Origin of the sequence: Salinisphaera sp. Q1T1-3, from assembly GCF_003602005.1 — a bacterium.
In the GTDB taxonomy this organism is placed as follows: domain Bacteria; phylum Pseudomonadota; class Gammaproteobacteria; order Nevskiales; family Salinisphaeraceae; genus Salinisphaera.
The window spans coordinates 261250-281454 of sequence record NZ_QZWD01000003.1; the positions used below are offsets into that span (position 1 = coordinate 261250).

At 64.8% G+C, this 20205-nt stretch carries 12 protein-coding genes and 2 tRNA genes; 10 read left to right on the plus strand and 4 right to left on the minus strand.

Going from position 1 to position 20205, the window contains the following annotated elements; all coding sequences use genetic code 11:
• Positions 1–126: 126 nt before the first annotated feature.
• The 5 genes from alaS to D3260_RS04935 all read left to right on the plus strand — a co-directional run bounded on the left by alaS (position 127) and on the right by D3260_RS04935 (position 6105).
• Positions 127–2742, plus strand: coding sequence for an alanine--tRNA ligase (gene alaS, locus D3260_RS04915; protein WP_233543963.1), 2616 nt, complete (start codon positions 127–129; stop codon positions 2740–2742).
• An 85-nt stretch (positions 2743–2827) separates the two neighbouring features.
• Positions 2828–4099: an aspartate kinase gene (locus D3260_RS04920; protein ID WP_120097450.1), complete on the plus strand. Its 1272-nt coding sequence runs from the start codon at positions 2828–2830 to the stop codon at positions 4097–4099.
• A 318-nt stretch (positions 4100–4417) separates the two neighbouring features.
• Positions 4418–4510 (plus strand) — tRNA-Ser (locus D3260_RS04925).
• 21 nt (positions 4511–4531) lie between these two features.
• Positions 4532–4608: transfer RNA gene (locus D3260_RS04930), tRNA-Arg, on the plus strand.
• A 261-nt stretch (positions 4609–4869) separates the two neighbouring features.
• Positions 4870–6105, plus strand: coding sequence for a multidrug effflux MFS transporter (locus D3260_RS04935; RefSeq protein WP_120097451.1), 1236 nt, complete (start codon positions 4870–4872; stop codon positions 6103–6105).
• A gap of 211 nt (positions 6106–6316) precedes the next feature.
• On the opposite strand, the gene atzF is transcribed toward D3260_RS04935, so the two are convergent.
• Both atzF and D3260_RS04945 read right to left on the minus strand, forming a co-directional pair.
• Positions 6317–8116, minus strand: coding sequence for an allophanate hydrolase (atzF, locus tag D3260_RS04940; RefSeq protein WP_120097452.1), 1800 nt, complete (start codon positions 8114–8116; stop codon positions 6317–6319).
• Positions 8117–8128: 12 nt separating this feature from the next.
• Positions 8129–8812 (minus strand): GntR family transcriptional regulator, encoded by a 684-nt coding sequence (locus D3260_RS04945; protein WP_120097453.1) that lies wholly within the window; start codon positions 8810–8812, stop codon positions 8129–8131.
• Positions 8813–9700: 888 nt separating this feature from the next.
• Between D3260_RS04945 and D3260_RS04950 the strand changes: the two genes are divergently transcribed.
• The 4 genes from D3260_RS04950 to uca all read left to right on the plus strand — a co-directional run bounded on the left by D3260_RS04950 (position 9701) and on the right by uca (position 16316).
• On the plus strand, positions 9701–11173 hold the full coding sequence (locus D3260_RS04950; protein ID WP_120097499.1) for a sodium:solute symporter family protein: 1473 nt from the start codon (positions 9701–9703) through the stop codon (positions 11171–11173).
• A 32-nt stretch (positions 11174–11205) separates the two neighbouring features.
• Positions 11206–11928, plus strand: coding sequence for an urea amidolyase associated protein UAAP1 (locus tag D3260_RS04955; protein WP_120097500.1), 723 nt, complete (start codon positions 11206–11208; stop codon positions 11926–11928).
• A gap of 54 nt (positions 11929–11982) precedes the next feature.
• The gene (locus tag D3260_RS04960) at positions 11983–12624 is read left to right on the plus strand and encodes an urea amidolyase associated protein UAAP2 (RefSeq protein ID WP_120097454.1); all 642 of its coding nucleotides are present in this window, start codon (positions 11983–11985) and stop codon (positions 12622–12624) included.
• Positions 12625–12713: 89 nt separating this feature from the next.
• Positions 12714–16316, plus strand: coding sequence for an urea carboxylase (gene uca / locus D3260_RS04965; protein WP_120097455.1), 3603 nt, complete (start codon positions 12714–12716; stop codon positions 16314–16316).
• A 40-nt stretch (positions 16317–16356) separates the two neighbouring features.
• On the opposite strand, the gene D3260_RS04970 is transcribed toward uca, so the two are convergent.
• Positions 16357–17520, minus strand: coding sequence for a diguanylate cyclase (locus D3260_RS04970; protein ID WP_233543964.1), 1164 nt, complete (start codon positions 17518–17520; stop codon positions 16357–16359).
• Between the two features lie 727 nt (positions 17521–18247).
• Here D3260_RS04970 and D3260_RS04975 point away from each other — a divergent pair.
• Positions 18248–19126, plus strand: coding sequence for a DMT family transporter (locus D3260_RS04975; RefSeq protein ID WP_120097457.1), 879 nt, complete (start codon positions 18248–18250; stop codon positions 19124–19126).
• Between the two features lie 34 nt (positions 19127–19160).
• On the opposite strand, the gene coaA is transcribed toward D3260_RS04975, so the two are convergent.
• Entirely contained in the window at positions 19161–20111 is a 951-nt protein-coding gene (coaA, locus tag D3260_RS04980) for a type I pantothenate kinase (protein WP_120097458.1), read from the minus strand.
• Positions 20112–20205 lie beyond the last annotated feature (94 nt).

Genomic DNA, 20205 nt, shown 5'->3' on the forward strand with positions numbered 1-20205 from the left:
GCGTGATCCCGCTGGCGATCGGTCTTTCCGTCGCTCGTGACGACAGGCCCTAGCAGCGGCGCCGGGTATCGGGCGTCTGCTAGACTTGGCGGCTATTTTGGCGAGGTGTCCGGGGAGTAGACTTCCATGATGTCGACCAACGCGCTGCGTTCGCGTTTCATCGAGTATTTCAAGGCCAATGAGCATCGGTTCGTGGCGTCCTCGAGTCTCGTGCCCGCGTCCGATCCGACGCTGCTGTTCACCAACGCCGGCATGGTGCCGTTCAAGGATGTCTTCCTTGGTCGGGACCCGCGCGACTACTCCCGCGCCGTCTCAGCCCAGCGCTGCGTGCGCGCCGGCGGCAAGCACAACGATCTCGAGAACGTCGGCTACACGGCCCGGCATCACACGTTTTTCGAGATGCTCGGCAATTTCTCGTTCGGCGATTACTTCAAGCGCGAGGCGATCCATTTCGCCTGGGGCTTTCTGACCGGCGAACTGGGTCTGCCGGTCGACCGACTCTGGGTCACGGTCTACGAGGACGACGCAGAAGCCGAGGCGATCTGGAAAGACGAGATCGGCATCCCGGAAGCGCGCCTGGCCCGCATCGGCGCCAAGGACAACTTCTGGCAGATGGGCGACACCGGCCCCTGCGGTCCCTGCTCGGAAATCTTCTACGATCACGGTGATCACGTGTGGGGCGGGCCGCCCGGCACGCCGGAGGAAGACGGCGATCGCTTCGTCGAGATCTGGAACCTCGTGTTCATGCAGTACGATCGCCAGCCCGACGGGACGATGGTTGATCTGCCCAAACCGTCGATCGATACGGGCATGGGCCTGGAGCGTATCGCCGCAGTTCTGCAGGGCACGCACGACAACTACGGCATCGATGTCTTCCAGACGCTGATGGCGGCCGCCGCCGAGGCCGTGGGCATCGAGGGCGAGCCGAGCGAGGCGCAGCTGCCGTCGCTGAAGGTCGTGGCCGATCATATCCGGGCCACGGCGTTTCTGATCGCCGACGGCGTGATGCCGTCCAACGAGGGGCGCGGCTATGTGCTGCGTCGCATCATGCGACGCGCGATCCGTCATGGTTACAAGCTCGGCGCCACCGGGACCTTCTTCTACAAGCTCGTCGCCCCGCTCGATACACTCATGGGCGAGGCTTATCCGGAACTGGCCGGTGCGCGTGAACAGATCGAACGCGTCGTGGCCCAGGAAGAGCAGCGGTTCGCCGAGACCCTGTCGTCCGGCATGAAGATTCTCGAGGAGTCGATTGCGGCGCTCGCTGGCACCGAAATCGCCGGCGAGACGGTCTTCAAGCTCTATGACACTTATGGTTTTCCGGTCGACCTGACCAACGACGTGGCCCGCGAGCGCGGTCTCACGCTGGACGAGGCCGGTTTCGAGCGGGAGATGAGCGCCCAGCGCGAACGTGCGCGAGCGGCCAGCCAGTTCGGTGCCGATTATCACGCACGGCTAGATGATGTCGGCGAGGCCACTGAATTTCTCGGTTATAGCGAACTGTCGGCCAAAGCTGCGGTGGTGAGCGTCCTCGTGGAAGGCGCGCCGGCCGCCTCACTGGCCGCCGACGCCGAAGGGGTTGTCGTGCTCGACCGAACACCGTTCTACGGTGAATCCGGCGGCCAGCTCGGCGACACCGGGTCGATCCGCGGTGACGGCTTCGTCTTTGAAGTGACCGACACGCAGAAGCAGAGCGGCGTGTTTCTGCACTTCGGCCGGGTCGTCGAGGGCGAGGCCCGTGCCGGGCTCGCAGTAACGGCCACGGTCGATGAGCGGCGTCGCCACGATATCGAACTCAACCACACCGCCACCCATCTGTTGCATGCCGCGCTGCGTGACACGCTTGGTTCGCATGTCCAGCAGAAAGGTTCGATGGTTGCGCCCGACCGGCTGCGTTTCGATTTCTCGCACTTCGAGTCCGTGACGCCGGAACAGCTGGCGACCATCGAGGCCCAGGTCAACGACAAGATTCGCGAGAACATCGAAGGCCGTATCTACGAGCGCAGCTATGATGATGCCGTGGCCGAAGGTGCGACAGCCTTCTTCGGCGAGAAATACGGGTCTGTGGTCCGTGTGGTGCGCTTCGGCGATTATTCGGTCGAGCTCTGTGGTGGCACGCATGCGCCGTCCACCGGGGCGCTGGGCTTCGTCAAGATCACCGAAGAGCGTGGCGTCTCGGCCGGCAATCGGCGTCTGGAGGCGGTCTCGGGCAGCCATGCCCTGAGCTGGATCCAGCAGATCATCGATCGACAGGCGCGGGTCGCCACACAGCTCAAGGCCGCTCCAAGCGAGCTCGAGGACAAGCTCGATCGCATGCTCGAGCGGGTGAGCGGTCTCGAGAAACAGCTCGAAGCGGCCAATCAGAAACTCGCGGCCAGCCAGGGCGCCGATCTCGCCGGTCAGGCGGTCGCGATCGGCAGGGCCAACCTCGTGGTCCAACGTATGGACGGGGCCGATCGCAAGACATTGCGCGATACCGTCGATGCGCTCAAGAACAAGCTCGATAACGCCATCGTCGTACTCGGTGCGGCGGCCGACGGCAAGATCGCCCTGATCGCTGGGGTTGCCGACGAAGTCAAGACGCACGTGCCGGCGGGTGAGCTCGTCAACCACGTCGCCGGTCAGGTCGGCGGCAAGGGCGGCGGCCGACCGGATATGGCCCAGGCCGGCGGCAGTGAACCGGCGCATCTCGATGCCGCACTGGACAGCGTGGCGGACTGGGTGCGCGAACGCCTCTCGTAACAGAGTGCCGGACAGCGGGCGACGACACGATCAGTATTGACATACGGGCGGCCACGCGCCGCCCCGGACAGGGAAAGACGACTCCATGGCATTGATTGTTCAGAAGTACGGCGGTTCCTCGGTCGGCACGACCGACAAGATCAAGGCCATCGCCGAGAAGATCAAAGGCTATCGCGATGCCGGCGACCAGGTCGTCGTCGTCGTTTCGGCCATGGGCGGGGAGACCGATCGTCTGACCGAACTGGCCGGGGAGTTGTCCGGCCGGCCCGTGCCGCGCGAGATGGACGTGCTGTTGTCGACCGGCGAGCAGGTCACCATCGCGCTGTTGTCGATGGCTCTTCAGCACATCGACGTCAACGCGCGTTCGTTCACCGGCTGGCAGGTGCCGATCGTCTCGGACGATTTCCATTCGCGCGCCCGGATCGAGGAGATCAAGTCCGAGAATCTCAAGGCCGCGCTCGACGATGGCAACGTCGCTGTGGTCGCCGGTTTCCAGGGGATCACCGGCGACGGCTCGATCTCCACGCTCGGCCGCGGCGGCTCGGACACCACCGCGGTGGCGCTGGCGGCCGCTCTCGGGGCCGATGAATGCCAGATCTATACCGACGTCGACGGCGTCTACACGACCGATCCGCGCGTGGTGCCCGATGCACGCCGGCTCGACAAGATCACCTTTGAAGAAATGCTCGAGATGGCCAGTCTCGGCTCGAAAGTGCTGCAGATCCGTGCGGTCGAGTTCGCCGGCAAATACGGCGTGCCGCTGCGTGTGCTCTCCACCTTCGACGAGGGCCCGGGCACGTTGATCACACTGGAGGAATACGTGGAAGAACCGATCATCTCCGGCATCGCCTTCACCAAGGACGAGTCGCAGCTCACCGTGCTCGGCGTCCCCGACCGGCCCGGCATTGCCTATGCCGTGCTCGGCCCGATCGGCGAAGCCAACATCGAAGTCGACATGATCCTGCAGAACGTCTCGGGCGATTCATCGAGCGACTACACGCTGACCGACTTCACCTTTACGGTGCACAAGCGCGACTATGACACGGCGCGCGCGCTGCTCGAAAAGGCCGCCCCGGAGATCGGGGCCCGCGAGATCGCCGGCACGCCGGATGTCTGCAAGGTCTCGCTGGTGGGGGTCGGCATGCGCTCGCACGCCAACGTGGCGGCCCGCATGTTCAAGGTACTGGCCGAAGAGAACATCAATATCCGGATGATCTCGACGACCGAGATCAAGATCTCGATCGTGGTCGAGAACAAGTATCTGGAGCTGGCGGTGCGTGCCTTGCACGACGAGTTCGATCTCGACGAAGAACCCAAGAAGGTCGAATCGGAGCTCACACCCAAGGCCGAACAGTAAGGCCGTGATGGTGCCGCGCCTCCGGCGTGGCACGGCAGGTGCATCGCGCATCGGTTGTGTTCGGCCGGTGCGCGGGAAGTATCCGGGGTGCGGTTCCCGCGGCTGATCGGCGTCATGACAGGCCATGTTGGATGGCCCTGAAAAAAATACCGAAAAAGGCTTTACCCACCCGGGGGGAAGGGCTATTATTCGCGCTCTTGATTGATCGCGGAAGCACTTCAAGCCCCGCCGATTCGAAAGTCGATCTGTTCGATTCTCGACGCAAGGGACTGGATCTGGCCTCTCGCGTTGAATCAGACAACCGATTGTTATCGGATTGGAGAGGTGGCCGAGTGGTCGAAGGCGCTCCCCTGCTAAGGGAGTAAGGGGTTTGTAGCCTCTTCGAGGGTTCGAATCCCTCCCTCTCCGCCAAACAATCAGACAAAGAGTTAAGCGCCCGTAGCTCAGTTGGATAGAGCGTGCGGCTACGAACCGCAAGGTCGGGAGTTCGAATCTTCCCGGGCGCACCATGCAAAAAAGGCTCTCCGATTTTCGGAGAGCCTTTTTTTTATCCACGATCCGCGCTTCGGCGTATGCGCCGTTCCGGCGACGTCGGTGTTGATCGGGCATCGTCGCAGGCCGGGGTCGGTGGCCCATGCCTGTCCGGGCGATGTCGATGCAGATTCGATGGATCGGTGCCCTCGATCGAGGGTGGTCACGACATCGCTGGCCCCGGTCTTGCTCGGTGCCGGGTTTTGACCACGGCCGAGCCAGGAATCGGGAGTAGGCGCATGAGTACGAACCCATCCCGGACATCCTCGACAGCCGTCGAGACCGTGTCCGCCGCAGGCAACTGGCGTGTTCTGGCGATCCTGAGTCTGTTGATGGCCTTCGCCTCGATCTCGACGGATCTCTACCTGCCGGCGATGCCGGCCATGGCGGATGCGCTGGGCACGGCAACCGGCACCATCGAGTTGACGGTCTCCGGGTATCTGATCGGGTTCAGCCTGACGCAGCTTGTCTGGGGACCGGTCAGCGATCGCTTCGGCCGTCGATTGCCGGTGGCCGTCGGACTGGTGTTGTTCATCGCGGGCTCGGCCGGCTGTGCGCTGGCCGATAGCGGGGCCGCGCTCATCGGTTGGCGGTTCGTCCAGGCGATCGGTGCCTGTGCGAGCGTGGCGCTGTCACGGGCCATGGTGCGCGATCTGTACCAGGGCGAACAGGCCGCCCGCATGATGTCCACCCTGATGACAGTGATGGCGATCGCGCCCCTGCTCGGGCCACTGGTGGGCGGCGAGATCGCGGTGCTCGCGGGCTGGCGCTTCATCTTCTGGACGCTGGTGATCGTAGGCGGGCTCGCACTCGCGCTGTTATGGCTGTTGCCGGAGACATTGCCGGTGGCGCGCCGCAACGACGAAGCGTTGGTGCGTGCGTTCCGACGCTATGGTGAGCTGATCCGGCATCGACGCCTGCTGGGGTATATCGGCGTCGGCGGCTTCTTCTATGGCGGCATGTTCGCCTATATCGCCGGGAGCCCCTTCGCCTACATCGACTACTACGGCGTGCCGTCCAATCTCTACGGTTTTCTGTTCGCGGCCGGGGTGGTGGGGATCATGGTCACCAACATGGTCAACGCACAGCTCGTGCCGCGCGTCGGCGTCAATCGGATGCTGCTTGGCGGAACCGTGGTGAGCGCGGCGGCGGCCTGTGCGACAGCCGTGGCAGCCACGACGGGATGGGGCGGTCTCTGGGGATTGGCGCTGCCGTTGTTCGTTTTCGTGTCGATGACCGGCTTCATTGTCGCCAATGCCATCGCCGGCGCGCTGGAGGATTTTCCACATCGCGCGGGCGCGGTCTCGGCGCTGGTCGGGGCCACGCAATACGGCAGCGGCGTGGCCGGCTCGGCGCTCGTGGGGCTGCTGGCTGACGGTACGCCGCGGCCGCTGGGTCTCGTGGTTGCCGTTGCTGCGACCGGCGCGCTGCTCTCAGCCATCGGCGTGGCAATCCTGCACCGTCACACGCGCTGAGAGGGCGCCAGTGCACGCTCAGAGAGATGTAATCTCTCGCGGCATGCGCTTCTTGATCGCTTTCGAGCCGGGCGATCGGCCGGTAGGACTCGAACGCCGGGTCGGTGGTATCCGTGACCCGGGGCTTTGGCCGGTGCCGCAAGCCGTGTGGGCGATGCCGGCCGATTGAAAAGACCGAGTCATACCGCCGGGCCAATGGTTTCGTGCCGGCTCAGTCCGGGGCGCCGGCCGCGATCCAGCCGCGCCAGCCACCGTAATTAGAGATGTCGGTGAGAGTCTCCGGTGCCGGCAAGGTGCCGGCGGCGGCAATGAAACCACAGCGCTCGCGCCCGTCGGCCAGCGTGACGCGCCCCAGCCCCAGCGGAGCGCCGATGCGGGTCAGCAGGCTGCCGAGAAAGGCGCTCGGCAGGCGCCAGATTTCGACCTCGATCGCGCAGCCGTGGCTGGCATCGCCCACCATGGCCGGTCGCCGCGGCGTACCCGGCAGCACGAAAAGCCGATAAGTCGCCGCGCTTTGGGTGCGCTCGATCAGCCGGCCCCCGCGTTCGGTGAGCTGGCCGTTCAGCGCGCAGCCTTCCAGATGCGCGCCGCAGACGACCAGATCGACCGTACCGTCGGCCTGTGGCGGCTTTTCAACCGCCGCCGCCCGGGCGCGTCCAGTGGCACCGAGCGGCAGGGCCAGGTGGGTTTCCAGCTGTCGTGCATGGCCGAGTAACGACAAATCATCGAAAGCACGGCTGAACAGCGTGACGCCCTGGGGCATGTCATCGATCAGGCTGGCCGGCACCGCGATGGCGCTGTAGTCGAGCAGGTTCATGAAATTGGTCCAGCGCCCGAGCTGTGAGTTCACGCCGATCGGGTCCACGGCGACCTCACCCCGGGTCGGGTGGCGCACAACGGTCGGTGTAAGCATGAAGGCCATGCCGGTGAGCGCCTCGTCGGCCGCGCGTTTGAGTTCGGCCAGTCGGTAACGGGCCGAGAACGCATCCGTGGCAGAGGGCTTGGCGCCGCCGGCTATGATGCGATGCGTGACATCCAGCAGCGATGCCGGCGCGTTGTCGATCAAGTCCCGGATCGCGAGATATCGTTCGGTGACCCAGGGGCCTTCGTATAGCAGCCGGGCGGCCTCGAGCAGCGGCGTCGCATCGATCTCGCGCGCGCGTCCGCCGAGTCGCTGCAACGTCGCCATGGCCGTATGCATGGCCGCGGTGTGCGGGCCATCGGTTTCCCACTGGTCGGCCGGCGGGACGCCGAAATCGAACGTCGGCGCCGGGCGACCGTATCGCTGGCCGGCCGCCTCGAAATGATGCGGCCGCGACCAGGCACAGCGGTCGTCGTAATGGGCGGTCTGTTGCAGCACATCATGGCCGTCGTCGGCACCAAGCGCGAAGATGCTGATGGTATCGAGCGTGGCACAGGCCGGTACCACGCCACGGGTGCTCAGTAGGCCGCGCGTGGGTTTGATGCCGATGAGGTTGTTGAAGCTGGCTGGTACACGCCCGGAGCCGGCGGTGTCGGTGCCCAACGAGAAACTGGCCTGGCCGGTCGCCACCGCGATCGCCGAGCCGCTGCTGGAGCCGCCCGGGATGAAGCGTTCATCGAAGCTGTTCGCCGGGGCGCCATATGCGGCCGGGCTGCGCTCGCCGACGAGCCCGGTCGCGAACTGATCGAGCGTGGTCTTGCCGAGCGGAATGGCGCCGGCTGCGATCAGGCGCTCGACGACGTAGGCGTTTTCTTTCGGTGTGTAGGCGAAATCCGGACAGCCCGCGGTGGTCGCCACGCCGGCCAGATCGATGTTGTCCTTGATCGCGAAGGGCAGGCCGTACAGCGGTCTGGTCTCGGGCGAATGCCCTTCAAGGCCGTCCAGATAGGGCTGGATCCGGGCCCGGTCGAGGCGCGTGATCCAGAGACCCGGCCGGGCGGGCTGTGACAGCAGATGGTCGATCACATCGGCCGGTGTGAGATCGCCATTGCGATAGGCGCGGTGCAGGACATTGAAGCTCAGATCCATGGGCAGGGTCTTTCAGTCAGTCGTGGGCGGGACGTGCGCAGCGACGTAGTCCCGGGAAACATGGGCCACGGAAAGCACGTGCTGTCGGGCCGCTTCGGCTGCGGCCTTGGCATCGCCGGCCGCGATGGCATTGACGATCGTCGTGTGCTCGGCGAACGATTCGGCCGGTCGATGCCGGGCCAGGAACTGGGTATGACGAAACGGGGCGAGTCGATCGCGCGTTGCCGCTGTCAGCTCGGCCAGGTGGGTACTCTTGGCGCCTTCGTAGATTGCCGAATGGAAGTCGTCGTTGAATTCGGTGTACTGGCCGGTGTGATCGTCTCCGGTGAGCGCCCGCGAGGATTCGTGCATCGCGCTCAGACGATGGCGCTCGGCCAGCGTCATGCGTTGGGCGCACAGCCGCGCGCACGACGCCTCCAGCTCGCTCATTGCCTCGAACATATCGAGCAGCCGGGCGGGTGAGATTTCGGCAGCGATCACGCCCCGATTCGGGCGGTGTTCGGCCAGGCCCATCGCACACAGCTGGCTGAGTGCCTCACGCACCGGCGTACGTGATACGTCGAACCGCCGCGCAATGGCCTGGGCGGTCAGTCGACACCCGGGCGCAATCCGCCCGGAAACCACGTCTTCAGAGAGTACGCGCACCATGTCGGCCACGGTGGTACCGGGGCGGGCAGCGGCATCGGTCGGCGTCATGGCGACGGGCTCGAATCGTCGGAATGGTCTCATAGTGTATGCACTGTCTGTGCCATGAGAGAAACCGGCTAGGGCCTGTTGAGATCTCGTGCGAGTCCGCGCCAAGTGCTGTTCTGCGGCAAGACGAGGCGTGGCAGGCATAGCGTGTCATTCTGCGCCAGCCTGCTAGAACGCTGTATTGCCGTCGTGTTTTTGATTTTGGGGCACTTGTCCCGAAGGGTTGGGCCACAAATCCCGCCCGGCGGCGTTGCGAGTCTGGATCGTGGCACGCCACGGTCGGCAACTCGCGCCTTGCCGGACACGCTGCGGTCTCGACGAAAAGGCGCTCGAACGAAACATCAACAGGCCCGAGCCTGACACCCGGTTTTACCCTCTGTGGGTCGGTGTCCGAGCGATCATCGAGTCGTTTTTTGCATGCACTGGGGTCGTACGTTGCCTTGGTACGGCGCTTGTCGGTCGTGCGCCGGCGCGCGAGGAGCCGGACCGGGTTATGAAAACCGGCAGTGCCTGCCGTCTTCGTGGTCGGTCTCGGGGCATGAAAGGCGATGTTGGATGACAGCGACGTGAGATGTCCCGAGGGCTCGATAAAAGTGCATGCAATGATAATCGGGCTGCACCATGCACGTCGGCGGTGCGCCGTTGCCAGACGATCCGATAGATATGCGACGGCCCCAGGCGTGCCGGCCCGATCGACCGATGGATGCTCGTTTCCAGCCTTCGGTTTTATTCAAAAACGATTATAAAAGAGTCGCTTGAGGTTTCTGCTGTGGGGCGCGCGTGATGGCCCGCCTCGGCGGCGTGCGTGCCGATGGCATCTTTCATGCTTGCCCTGGAATTGCATTCAAATTCGTCGGCGGTATGCCAGCCGTTGGCAATCGGGGACAGCACATGATTCTAGCGGGCGTGGTCTTTATCACCGTGCTGATCGTTCTGATCGGCCTTTATGCATCGCGTCAGGTCGCGGGCGACAGCGAGAATTTCATCGTGGCCGGACGCAGTCTCGCGTTGCCGGTCTCGGCGGCCACGCTCATGGCCCAGGCGGTGGATACCAATGCCACGCTGGGCAACACGGACCTGGCCTCCCAATTCGGCTTCTGGGCCGGCGCCGCGCTGCCCGTCGGGCTGGCGATCTGTCTGTTCATCACCGGGCTATTCTTCGCCAAGCCGATGAATCGGCTGCAATTGACGACGCTGCCGGATTTCTATCGCCGGACCTACGGGCGCGGTGTCGAGATTGCGGCCTCGATCATCATGGTGCTGAGCTTTTCCATTCTGCTGGCCGGCAATCTGGTGGCCGGCGGGTATCTGTTCCAGGAGTTTCTCGGGACGAGCTATACGGTCGGCGTATTGCTCATCGTCGGCATCGTGATGCTCTACACCGTGGCCGGCGGCCTGTTTTCGGTGGCCTATACCGACGTCATACAGGTCAGTCTGGTCTTTCTGGGCGTTGCGGCGCTGGTGGTCTATATCACCTTGGAATACGGCTTTGCCGTGCCGTCCGGCAGCGGCCCGCTGGCCACAGGGCAGCTGACCGATCCGGCCGACGGGGCCTATATCAACTGGGCGACGCTGGCCGCGCTCGGTCTCGGCGACATCGTGGCCATCGATTTCATGCAGCGCATCTTTGCGGCCAAGAACCCGAAGACAGCCCAGCGGGCCTGTTTTCTCGGTGGTCTCGGTACGTTGATGATCGGGGTCCCGTTCTCGTTCATCGCCCTGTCCGCCGGGCCGATTCTCGGCGGCCTCGGCGTGACGGTCGAAGGCCCGGTTCTGTATGCACTGCTACAGAACGCCGTGCCGGCATGGCTGGCCGTGGTCGTGCTCTCGGGCATCGTGGCCGCGGGCCTGTCGACGGCCGACGGTGCCATCCTGGGAACCTCGGCGGTGGCCGCGCGCAATCTGCTCGGCCAGCGCGGGCAGGGCGCTGCCGGCACCGACGATGGCCGGGATTCGCTGCTGCTGACCACGCGGCTGATGTCGTTCCCGATCGCCGGCCTGGCCGTGTTCTTCGCCTTGCGGGTACCGGAGACCGGCATTCTGCTCACGCTGGCCTTCGACATCGGCTTTGCCAGCCTGCTGGTGCCGCTGGCGATGGGGCTGTTCTGGTCGCGCGCGACGCCCGCGGCGGCCATGGCCTGCATCGCGGCCGGCATGACCACCCGCATCGTTTTCTTTGTCCTGACGCCGACCACCTTCGGTGTCGACAACACGTTGTTGTACATCCCCAACGATATCTTCGGGGCTGGTTTCGACGGCCTGCCGACCTTCCTGAGCCCGATCGTCGGTCTGATGGCTTATGTCATCACCGCGTTGTGCACGCAGCCGGCGCCGGCCGCCGCGCGCGGCACGGCATCCGTCTGATCTGCCCCTTCCCGAACTTCGAGGAGTCCGTCATGCAAGCAACCGACTACGCCACTTTCCTGCCCGGCGGGCAGCACTGGTCGCTGCGCCTTCGGCGACACACGACGATGACGCTGACCGCGCGCGAGCCCGACACCAACGTGGGTGTGCTGCTGTTCAATCCGGAGAATACGCGCGAGCGGCTGAATCTGCCGGACACGCTCAAGTGCCAGCACACCTTCAAACTGACCCGCGGCCACTGTCTGTACTCCGATATGGGTCGTATCTTGGCCTCCATCGTCGCCGACGATCTGGGCTGGCACGACAGCGTCGGCGGGAATCTGCACGCCGGCCACATGGTGGCCAAGGGGTGGCAGCCGGTCTCGTTCCAGGATGCACTGAACGACCGAACGCAGACCGGCCACGACAGTTTCCTGATCGAAATGGCCAAGTACGGCCTGGGCGTGCGCGATCTTGCCGCCAATCTGAACCTGTTCAGCAAGGTGGCCACGGACGAGACCGGGGCCATGCAGTACGTCTCCGGCCATTGCCAGGCCGGTGCGTCGGTGACGCTGCGCTTCGAGATGGACACGCTGGTGATGCTGCACACCGCACCGCACCCGATGGACCCGGCCGCCAATTACCCCAAACGCGGCGTGGATATCGCGCTCGGCACGACGACCCCGCCCGACGAACACGATGCCTGCTGGCAGTCCTGTGACGAGAACGCCCGCGGTTTCGCCAATAACCGCCTTTATCACCTCGGCGTGGCCTGAGCCGGCCAGCGCACGCACGCCGCGTTTTCACGACTTCTTCGGAGACCCCACCCCATGACCATCACAAGCCAGCGCCGCGAAGACAACGCGCTATTCCGGCAGTTCATCGATGCCGGCGATCATTACATCGGCCCGGTCTATGCCGGCCAGACGCTGCGGATCGTGGATGTCGAGGGCAACGAGGCCGCCGACACGCTGTTCTTCAATCTGGCCGACCCGTCCGAGCGTTACAGCTGCATGGACACGCTGCGCGAGCAGAGCAACGTGTATCTGACCACGGGCAGCGAACTGCGCTCGAATCTCAACAACGTGATGCTCACGATCACCGCCGACACCGTGGGCCGCCACGACACGCTGGGCGGCGCCTGTGCCAGCGAGTCCAACACCGTGCGCTATGACCTGGAAAAGCGCCACATGCACTCGTGTCGCGACAACTGGATGCTGGCGATCGCCAATCATCCCGAATACGGCATCGAGAAGCGGGATATCGCGCACAACATCAATTTCTTCATGAACGTGCCGGTGACCGCCGAGGGTGATCTGTACTTCGACGACGGTATTTCCGGCGCCGGCCAGTACGTCGAGATGACCGCGGCCATGGACGTCGTCGTGCTCATTTCCAACTGTCCGCAGCTCAACAATCCCTGCAGCGGCTTCAATCCAACGCCGCTGGAAGTGCTTGTCTGGTCCGACTGACGCATCGCGCGTCCGGCCGCGACGGGGACGACCTCGTCATCAGCGCGGCCCGATTCCCGCGGGACGACCCGCCGACCGGTTGATTCGCCATGCTCAACAAGATTCTGATCGCCAACCGCGGCGCCATCGCCACACGCATCCAGCGCACCTGTCGCGAACTCGGGGTGGCCAGTGTCGCGGTCTATGCCGAGGCCGACCGCCACGCGCTGTTCGTCCAGCAGGCCGATGAAGCCTACTCGCTCGGCGAGGGCAGCGCCCGCGAGACCTATCTGGATATCGACAAACTGCTCGCGATCGCGGTCCAGACCGGCGCCGAGGCGATCCACCCCGGCTATGGCTTTCTGTCGGAGAACGAGGGCTTCATTCGCGCGGTCGAGGCGGCCGGTCTGGTCTTTCTCGGGCCGACGCCGGCACAGGTCCGGGCCTTCGGCCTCAAGCACGAAGCCCGACAGTTGGCCGAGCGGGCCGGTGTGCCGCTGGTGCCGGGGTCGGCGCTGCTGGATTCGGCCGAACAAGCCGTCGCCGAGGCCGAACGCATCGGCTATCCGGTGATGCTCAAGTCCACGGCCGGGGGCGGCGGCATCGGCATGAAGATCTGCCATGACAGAGACAGCGTTGCCGATGGCCTTGATTCGGTGCGCGGGTTGGGCCAGCGCAATTTCGGCGATGCCGGCGTCTTCGTCGAGCGCTATATCGAGCGGGCACGTCATCTCGAAGTCCAGTTGTTCGGCGACGGGCAGGGCCGGGTCGTGGCCCTTGGCGAGCGGGATTGCTCCAGCCAGCGCCGTAACCAGAAGGTCGTCGAGGAATGTCCGGCACCGGCGCTGCCCGTCGCCGTGCGCGATGAATTGCTGGCCACGGCCGTGACCCTGGGCGAGTCGATCGATTATCGTAGCGCCGGCACCGTCGAGTTCATCTACGACGCAGACCGAGAGGCCTTCTATTTTCTCGAGGTCAATACCCGCCTCCAGGTCGAGCACGGTGTGACCGAGTGTGTCTGGGGCGTGGACATCGTGGCCTGGATGATCGAACTCGGGGCCGGCGGGCTGGATGATCTCGCTGCCCGGGCGGCGGCGCTGACGCCGTGCGGACATGCCATCCAGGCCCGGCTCTATGCCGAGGATCCGCACCAGGATTATCGGCCGAGCGCGGGGTTGCTCACCGAGGTCGTGTTCCCCGACGGCCCCGGCGTCCGGATCGATCACGCGATCGAGGCCGGCTTCGAGGTCTCGCCGTTGTTCGATCCGATGCTGGCCAAGCTGATCGTGCATCGCGCCGATCGAGCCGCGGCGATTGCGGGTCTGGGCGAGGTGCTGGCCGACAGCCGCATCTACGGCATCGAAACCAATCTGAGCTGGCTCGCGCATGTGTTGGCCGATTCGAGATTCACGACTGCGGATTTCCATACCCGCTGGCTGGCCGATCTCGAGTGGGCGCCGCCGACCGTGGACGTGCTGGATGCCGGCACGATGACCACGATCCAGGACTGGCCGGGTCGGACCGGCGCCTGGGATGTCGGCGTGCCGCCGTCCGGGCCATTCGACGACTGGTCGTTCCGGCTGGGCAATCGGCTGCTCGGCAACGATGCGGGTGCCGCAGGCCTGGAGATCACCCTGGTCGGCCCGCAGCTGCGCTTCAATCGCGCCACGCGCATCGTGCTGGCCGGAGCGGCCATTCAGGCCACACTCGACGAGGCACCGATCGAGTCATGGCAGGTTGTCGACGTGGCGGCCGGGGCCGTGCTCAAGTGCGACAAGGTCGTCGGCGGGGTGCGGGCCTATCTGCTGGCGGCCGGTGGTATCGATTGCCCGACCTATCTCGGCTCACGCGCGACCTTCACGCTCGGTCAGTTCGGCGGCCATGCCGGCCGCGCGCTGCGGGCCGGCGACGTGCTGGCGCTGCCCGAGTGCCCGGCGGGCGGGGGCACCGCACTGGCCCGGGACCTCGTGCCGAGATTCGGCCAGGCCGGGGAGAACGGTCGGCACTGGGAAATCGGCGTGGTCTACGGGCCGCACGGCGCACCGGATTTCTTCACCGAAGACGATATCGAGACGATCTTCGGCCACGATTGGGAAGTCCATTTCCACTCCAACCGTACCGGCATCCGCCTGAAGGGCCCGCGACCCGAATGGGCGCGCGAGGACGGCGGCGAGGCCGGCCTGCACCCATCGAATATCCACGACAACGCCTACGCGTTCGGGACCATCGATTTCACGGGTGACATGCCCGTCATCCTCGGTCCGGACGGCCCGTCGCTCGGCGGTTTCGTCTGTCCGGCGACCACGGCCCGTGCCGAGCGCTGGAAGCTCGGTCAGCTCGGGGCCGGCGACACGGTACGTTTCGTGCCGATCAGCATCGAGACGGCGCGTGGGCTCGAGCAGGCCCAGGATGCGGCACTCGCATCGCTTTCGGCGCCGACCTCGCCGGCGCTGTCCGTCGAACGCGGCAGCCCGGTGGTTCGGGCACGCGACGCCGAAGCCGCCGGTGAACGACTGGTCTATCGGCGTGCCGGAGACGATTTCCTGCTCCTCGAATTCGGCGAGATGGAACTGGCCATCAAGCTGCGTTTCCGGGCCCATGCCTGGATGCTATGGCTGCGCGAGCGTCCCATCGACGGCATGCAGGAACTCACGCCGGGTATCCGCTCGCTGCAGATTCATTACGACCCGCGCCGCCTGTCGCTCGATGCGCTGATGGCTCATCTCGCCCCGGCGGAGGCCGAGCTGCGCGATATCGAGGATCTGGAAATCGAATCGCGCATCGTGCATCTGCCGCTGTCCTGGGACGATCCGGCCTGTCAGGAAGCCATCGACAAATACCAGCGCAGCGTCCGGCCGGATGCCCCCTGGTGCCCGAGCAACCTGGATTTCATCAAGCGCATCAACGGTCTGGACAGCCACGAGGATATTCGCGACGTAGTCTTCAACGCGCGTTATCTCGTCATGGGGCTCGGCGATGTATATCTCGGTGCGCCCGTGGCCACGCCGCTCGACCCGCGCCAGCGCCTGGTCACCACCAAGTACAATCCGGCACGCACCTGGACCGCCGAAAACTCGGTGGGCATCGGTGGGGCGTATCTGTGTGTCTACGGTATGGAAGGGCCGGGCGGTTACCAGTTCGTCGGGCGCACGCTACAGGTCTGGAACCGCTACCGCGAAACCGAATTCTTCGACCGGCCGTGGCTGCTGCGCTTCTTCGACCAGCTACGGTTTTATGAAGTCAGCCACGATGAGTTGATGGATATCCGCTCGGAATTCCTGCACGGCCGGTTCGATCTGAAGGTCGAAAAGACCACGTTCTCCCTGGCCGAGCACGACCGCTGGCTGGCCGACAGGCAGGACTCGATCGATGCCTTCCGCGAGCAGCGACAGGCCGCTTTCGAGGCGGAAATGGCCGCCTGGCGCGCCAACGGGCAGTTCACGTTCGAGGATCATCTGCCCGAGACGTCCGAGGTCGCCGAGCTGGCCGACGACGAATACGGCATCGACTCGCCGGTTTCGGGCAGTCTGTGGAAACTCGAAGTCGCGCAAGACGATGACGTGGCTGCGGACCAGCTCGTGGCCAAGGTCGAATCGATGAAGATGGAGGTCGAAATCCGGGCCCGGCGTGCCGGACGCGTGAGCCGTCTGCCGATCGGCGAGGGCGGGGCCGTGAGTGCCGGCCAGCCGGTGGTGATCCTGGCGACGCCGTGATGGATTACCGGCCTCGCCGCAGGGTGTAGCCAGTCCCGTATCAGGCTGCGCTTTCCAAGGCGTCCGCCGTATCGGCTGAGACGATACGATCGCGGCCGAGGCGTTTCGCTTCGTAGAGCGCCGTGTCGGCGGAAACGAGCAGATCGATGGGCTGCATCGTGAGCTGCGGCGTCATACAGGCGACGCCGATGCTCACGGTGAGGATATTGAGCGCATCGGGCCGGGCCGGGTGCGGAATGGCAGCGGCGCGTATCGCATTGACGATGTCGCGCGCCAGGCGAGCTGAATCGAGACGCTCGATATCGGCCATCACCACGAATTCCTCGCCACCGAAACGCGCGCACGACACGTGGCCGGCGTGCGTCTCCTGAAAACGCGAGGCAACGTTTTTCAGGCAATTGGCCAGGCTCGCCAGAATGTCATCGCCGCGGGTGTGGCCCTCGGTGTCGTTGAGCGATTTGAAATAGTCGACATCGATCATGAGGAGGGCCACCGGTGTCGAGGCATCAATCAACGCCTGAATCTGCTGATCGAGCGCGCGGCGGTTCATCAGCCCGGTCAGCGGATCGGTCAGAGACAGGTCGCGATAGTGTTGTTCCGCACGTCGGGCCTCGGCCGAATTCAGACGCGCTTGAAGAGAGTTCAGATAGTCCAGACACCGTCGTCGCTCGATCTGGTAGTTCGCATAGATGGCGAACGTGCAGGCCGTGAGCGACTGAAGCACGAAAGCCAGCTCCAGGGCCGGAGAAACATCGGATTTGAGCACCGCAACGACAGTGGCGGTGATGAAACAGAACCCGGTGAAGACGAGCGCGTACCGGAATCGCAATGCCAGCAGCATGTTGCCGAACATCAGGTGCAGCGGCAGTTCACCGAAGCTGTAGTTGCCCAGCGGCGCCTGCGTGAGCCAGAACATGAACGCGGGAATCAGGTAGGCGTTCATAACCCCGAACAGGACGAGCTGTTCCCGACGGGCCGGCGACAGGGCGCCCAGTACCCAGGCGATCAACACAGAAATCGATGTGACAAGGCCGAGCCGCAGAAAGACCGAAAGCCAGAGGATGTCCGGCATCAGGGTGATCGCGGTCAGGTTATACATGTTGTAGAACACCAGCCCAACGACGATGTTGGCCCTCAGCGACGCCAGCCGCTTCGTACTGTGTTCGGCTTCATAACGGCGCTGGATCTGGGGCTCGAACCGCAACAGGGGGTCGCATCGAAGATGTAATGCGTTCTTCGTCAATTCCACTACCTTCCCACCCCCGGCCGCAGGCTTTGGGACCGCATGGCGTTGCTGGAAATCGCTCGTACCAATGATGCTCTGCCCGCCACGCCCGTCGCTGCGATAACAGACATTACTACAGTGATCCGGCTTCTTGTCGCGCGGGGTGTCGTGGTATCGGAACGAACGCCAGGTTGTCGTGCCCATCGATATCGGCGGCGACAGCGCCGGTTGTCGGCGCGGAAGGGCCATGGCGAGGGTGCGCTTGAAATGACCGAACGCGTATCGTTCGAAAGGCCGTGATCGGCCGGATCGATGATCCTGCGTATCGGCGGGCCCGTTGGTATCGCGGTATTCGCGGCCTGACACGCCAAGTGCATGTCAGGCCGTGGGCGTCGTGTGGCCTCGTGAATAACTCACATCTGTTGTGGATAACGCTGTGCGCAGCCGCCCGCAGTGCTTGCTAGGACTGGCTTAGTGGCCGTTGGTCACAAAATGTTCACCCCGGCCTGCCGTGTCGGCTGCGGCTCGGCGCGATAAAGCGATGTGTGTTGATGTCGAGGACGCTGCTTTCCAACCGCTTGCAACGTCGGGCGTGCGAGACTAACGCGCTGATTCGAAAGCCGTACCGATCTCGAATGTTGAATTTTTCACTGGCACGGTGCGAGGCGGCGTCGCCGCCGGCCGTCGGCGACGTAATGAGCGGTCGATGAATATCCTCGGCGCGGGGCAGGTCGCGGCTGCCGCCGTGTTGTGGGGGTTGCTCGGGCCGATGGGCAGTGCGCTCAATGCGGCCGGCTTCAGCGGTGCGGGCGTGGCCGCGCTGCGCCTGCTGGTCTGTGCGCTCGTGCTCGCCTGTGTGTTGCCGCTGTGGTGGCGTCGGGCCTTGGCGATGTGGCGTGTGCGACCGTTGCTTGCCGTCGCCCATGCGCTGCTCGGCGTGGTGGCCTACAACCTGGCTTACTTCGGCGCGGTGCAGCGTATCGGCGTCGGTTATGCCGTGAGCCTGTTGTACACCGCGCCGCTCTGGGTGTTGTTGTTCGGCTGGCTGGTACTGGGCCAACGGCCCGTGATACGCCAACTCATGCTGGCGGGGATCGCCCTGCTCGGCGTGGCGCTGGTCGTTGGCCTGATCGGTGAGGCGCCGGCGCTGGCACCGTTCGGCGCCGCGCTGGGTCTGGCGGCCGGGGCCTGCTATGCGCTCTATCCGGTGCTCGGTCAGCGGCTGATGCGGGAGGCGGACCCGGGCGCGGTCATGGCCAGCTCGTTCATCATCGCCGGGCTGCTCGTCGCCGCCTGGCCGACGAGTTGGCAGGCCGTGGACCGGTTGCTCTATACGGGGTCGCCGACGCTGTTCGCGCTGGTGGCCGGTATCAGTCTGGTTGGCACGCTGGGGGCCTATGTCCTGTTCACGCGCGGGCTCGTGCATGTCAGTGCCCCGGCGGCCGCCGTCATTGCCACGCTGGAGCCGGTGGTCGGGATCGTGCTGGCCTGGTGGTGGTTCGGCGACACGCTGACACCGGCACAGTTGGGCGGTGTCGTTCTGATTCTGGCGGCAAGCGCGGCCAGCGCCAGGCGGTCGCGCTGACGGGGCGGGGCGCAGCCGGCCGGCAGGGCAGAGGCTATTTGCGGAGCATCACCTGCTCGACGGCGTGATGCGCGCCCTTGGTGAGGATGAGACTGGCGCGCTCGCGTGTCGGCAGGATGTTTTCCAGCAGATTGCGCCGATTGATGTCGTGCCAGATACGGTTGGCCGTTTCGGTAGCCTGGGCGTCCGACAGGCCGGCGTACTTGTGGAAATAAGAGTTCGGGTCCGAGAACACGCTTTCGCGCAGCGTCATGAACCGATCGAGAAACCAGCCATTGAGATGTTCGATCTCGGCGTCGACGTAGATCGAGAAATCCAGAAAGTCCGAGACGAACACATGATCGGCGTTCTGGGGATAGTCCATGCCGGACTGCAGGACGTTGAGCCCCTCGAGGATCAGGATGTCCGGCTGGTCCACGACCTGGCGGGTATCGTCGAGCACGTCATAGACCAGATGCGAGTAGATCGGGACTTCCAGCGCCGGCACACCGGCCTTGAGCTGAGAGACGAAGGACAGCAGCCGATTGATGTCGAACGATTCGGGAAAACCCTTGCGGCCCATCAGGCCACGCGCTTCCAGTGTGGCGTTCGGGTAGAGAAACCCGTCGGTGGTCACCAGCGCGACGCGGCGCGAGGTCGGCCAGCGATCGAGCAGGGCCTGCAGCACGCGGGCCGTGGTGCTCTTGCCCACCGCCACACTGCCGGCAATGCCGATCACGAACGGCGGTCGGCGATCGTTGTTGCCGAGAAAGCGGTCCAGCGTGGTGCTTCGATGCTGGTTGGCGCTGACGTACAGATCGAGAAGCCGGGCCAGGGGCAGATAGATCTCGGCGACCTCATCCATCGACAACGCTTCGTTGATCCCGCGCAGCGTATCGATTTCGCCGGACGTCAGTGTCATCGGCACGGCGTTGCGCAGCGCCGCCCACTGGGCACGGGAAAAATGCATGTAAGGGCTCTGAATCGGCCGGTCCGCCATGGCTATTCGCTTTATGTGGATTCAATGCGCCGAGCGCTCGCGACAGTCGGGCAGTGTACCGGTCTGTGCGCTGAACTGCGCCGCCCGGTGTGCGACCCAT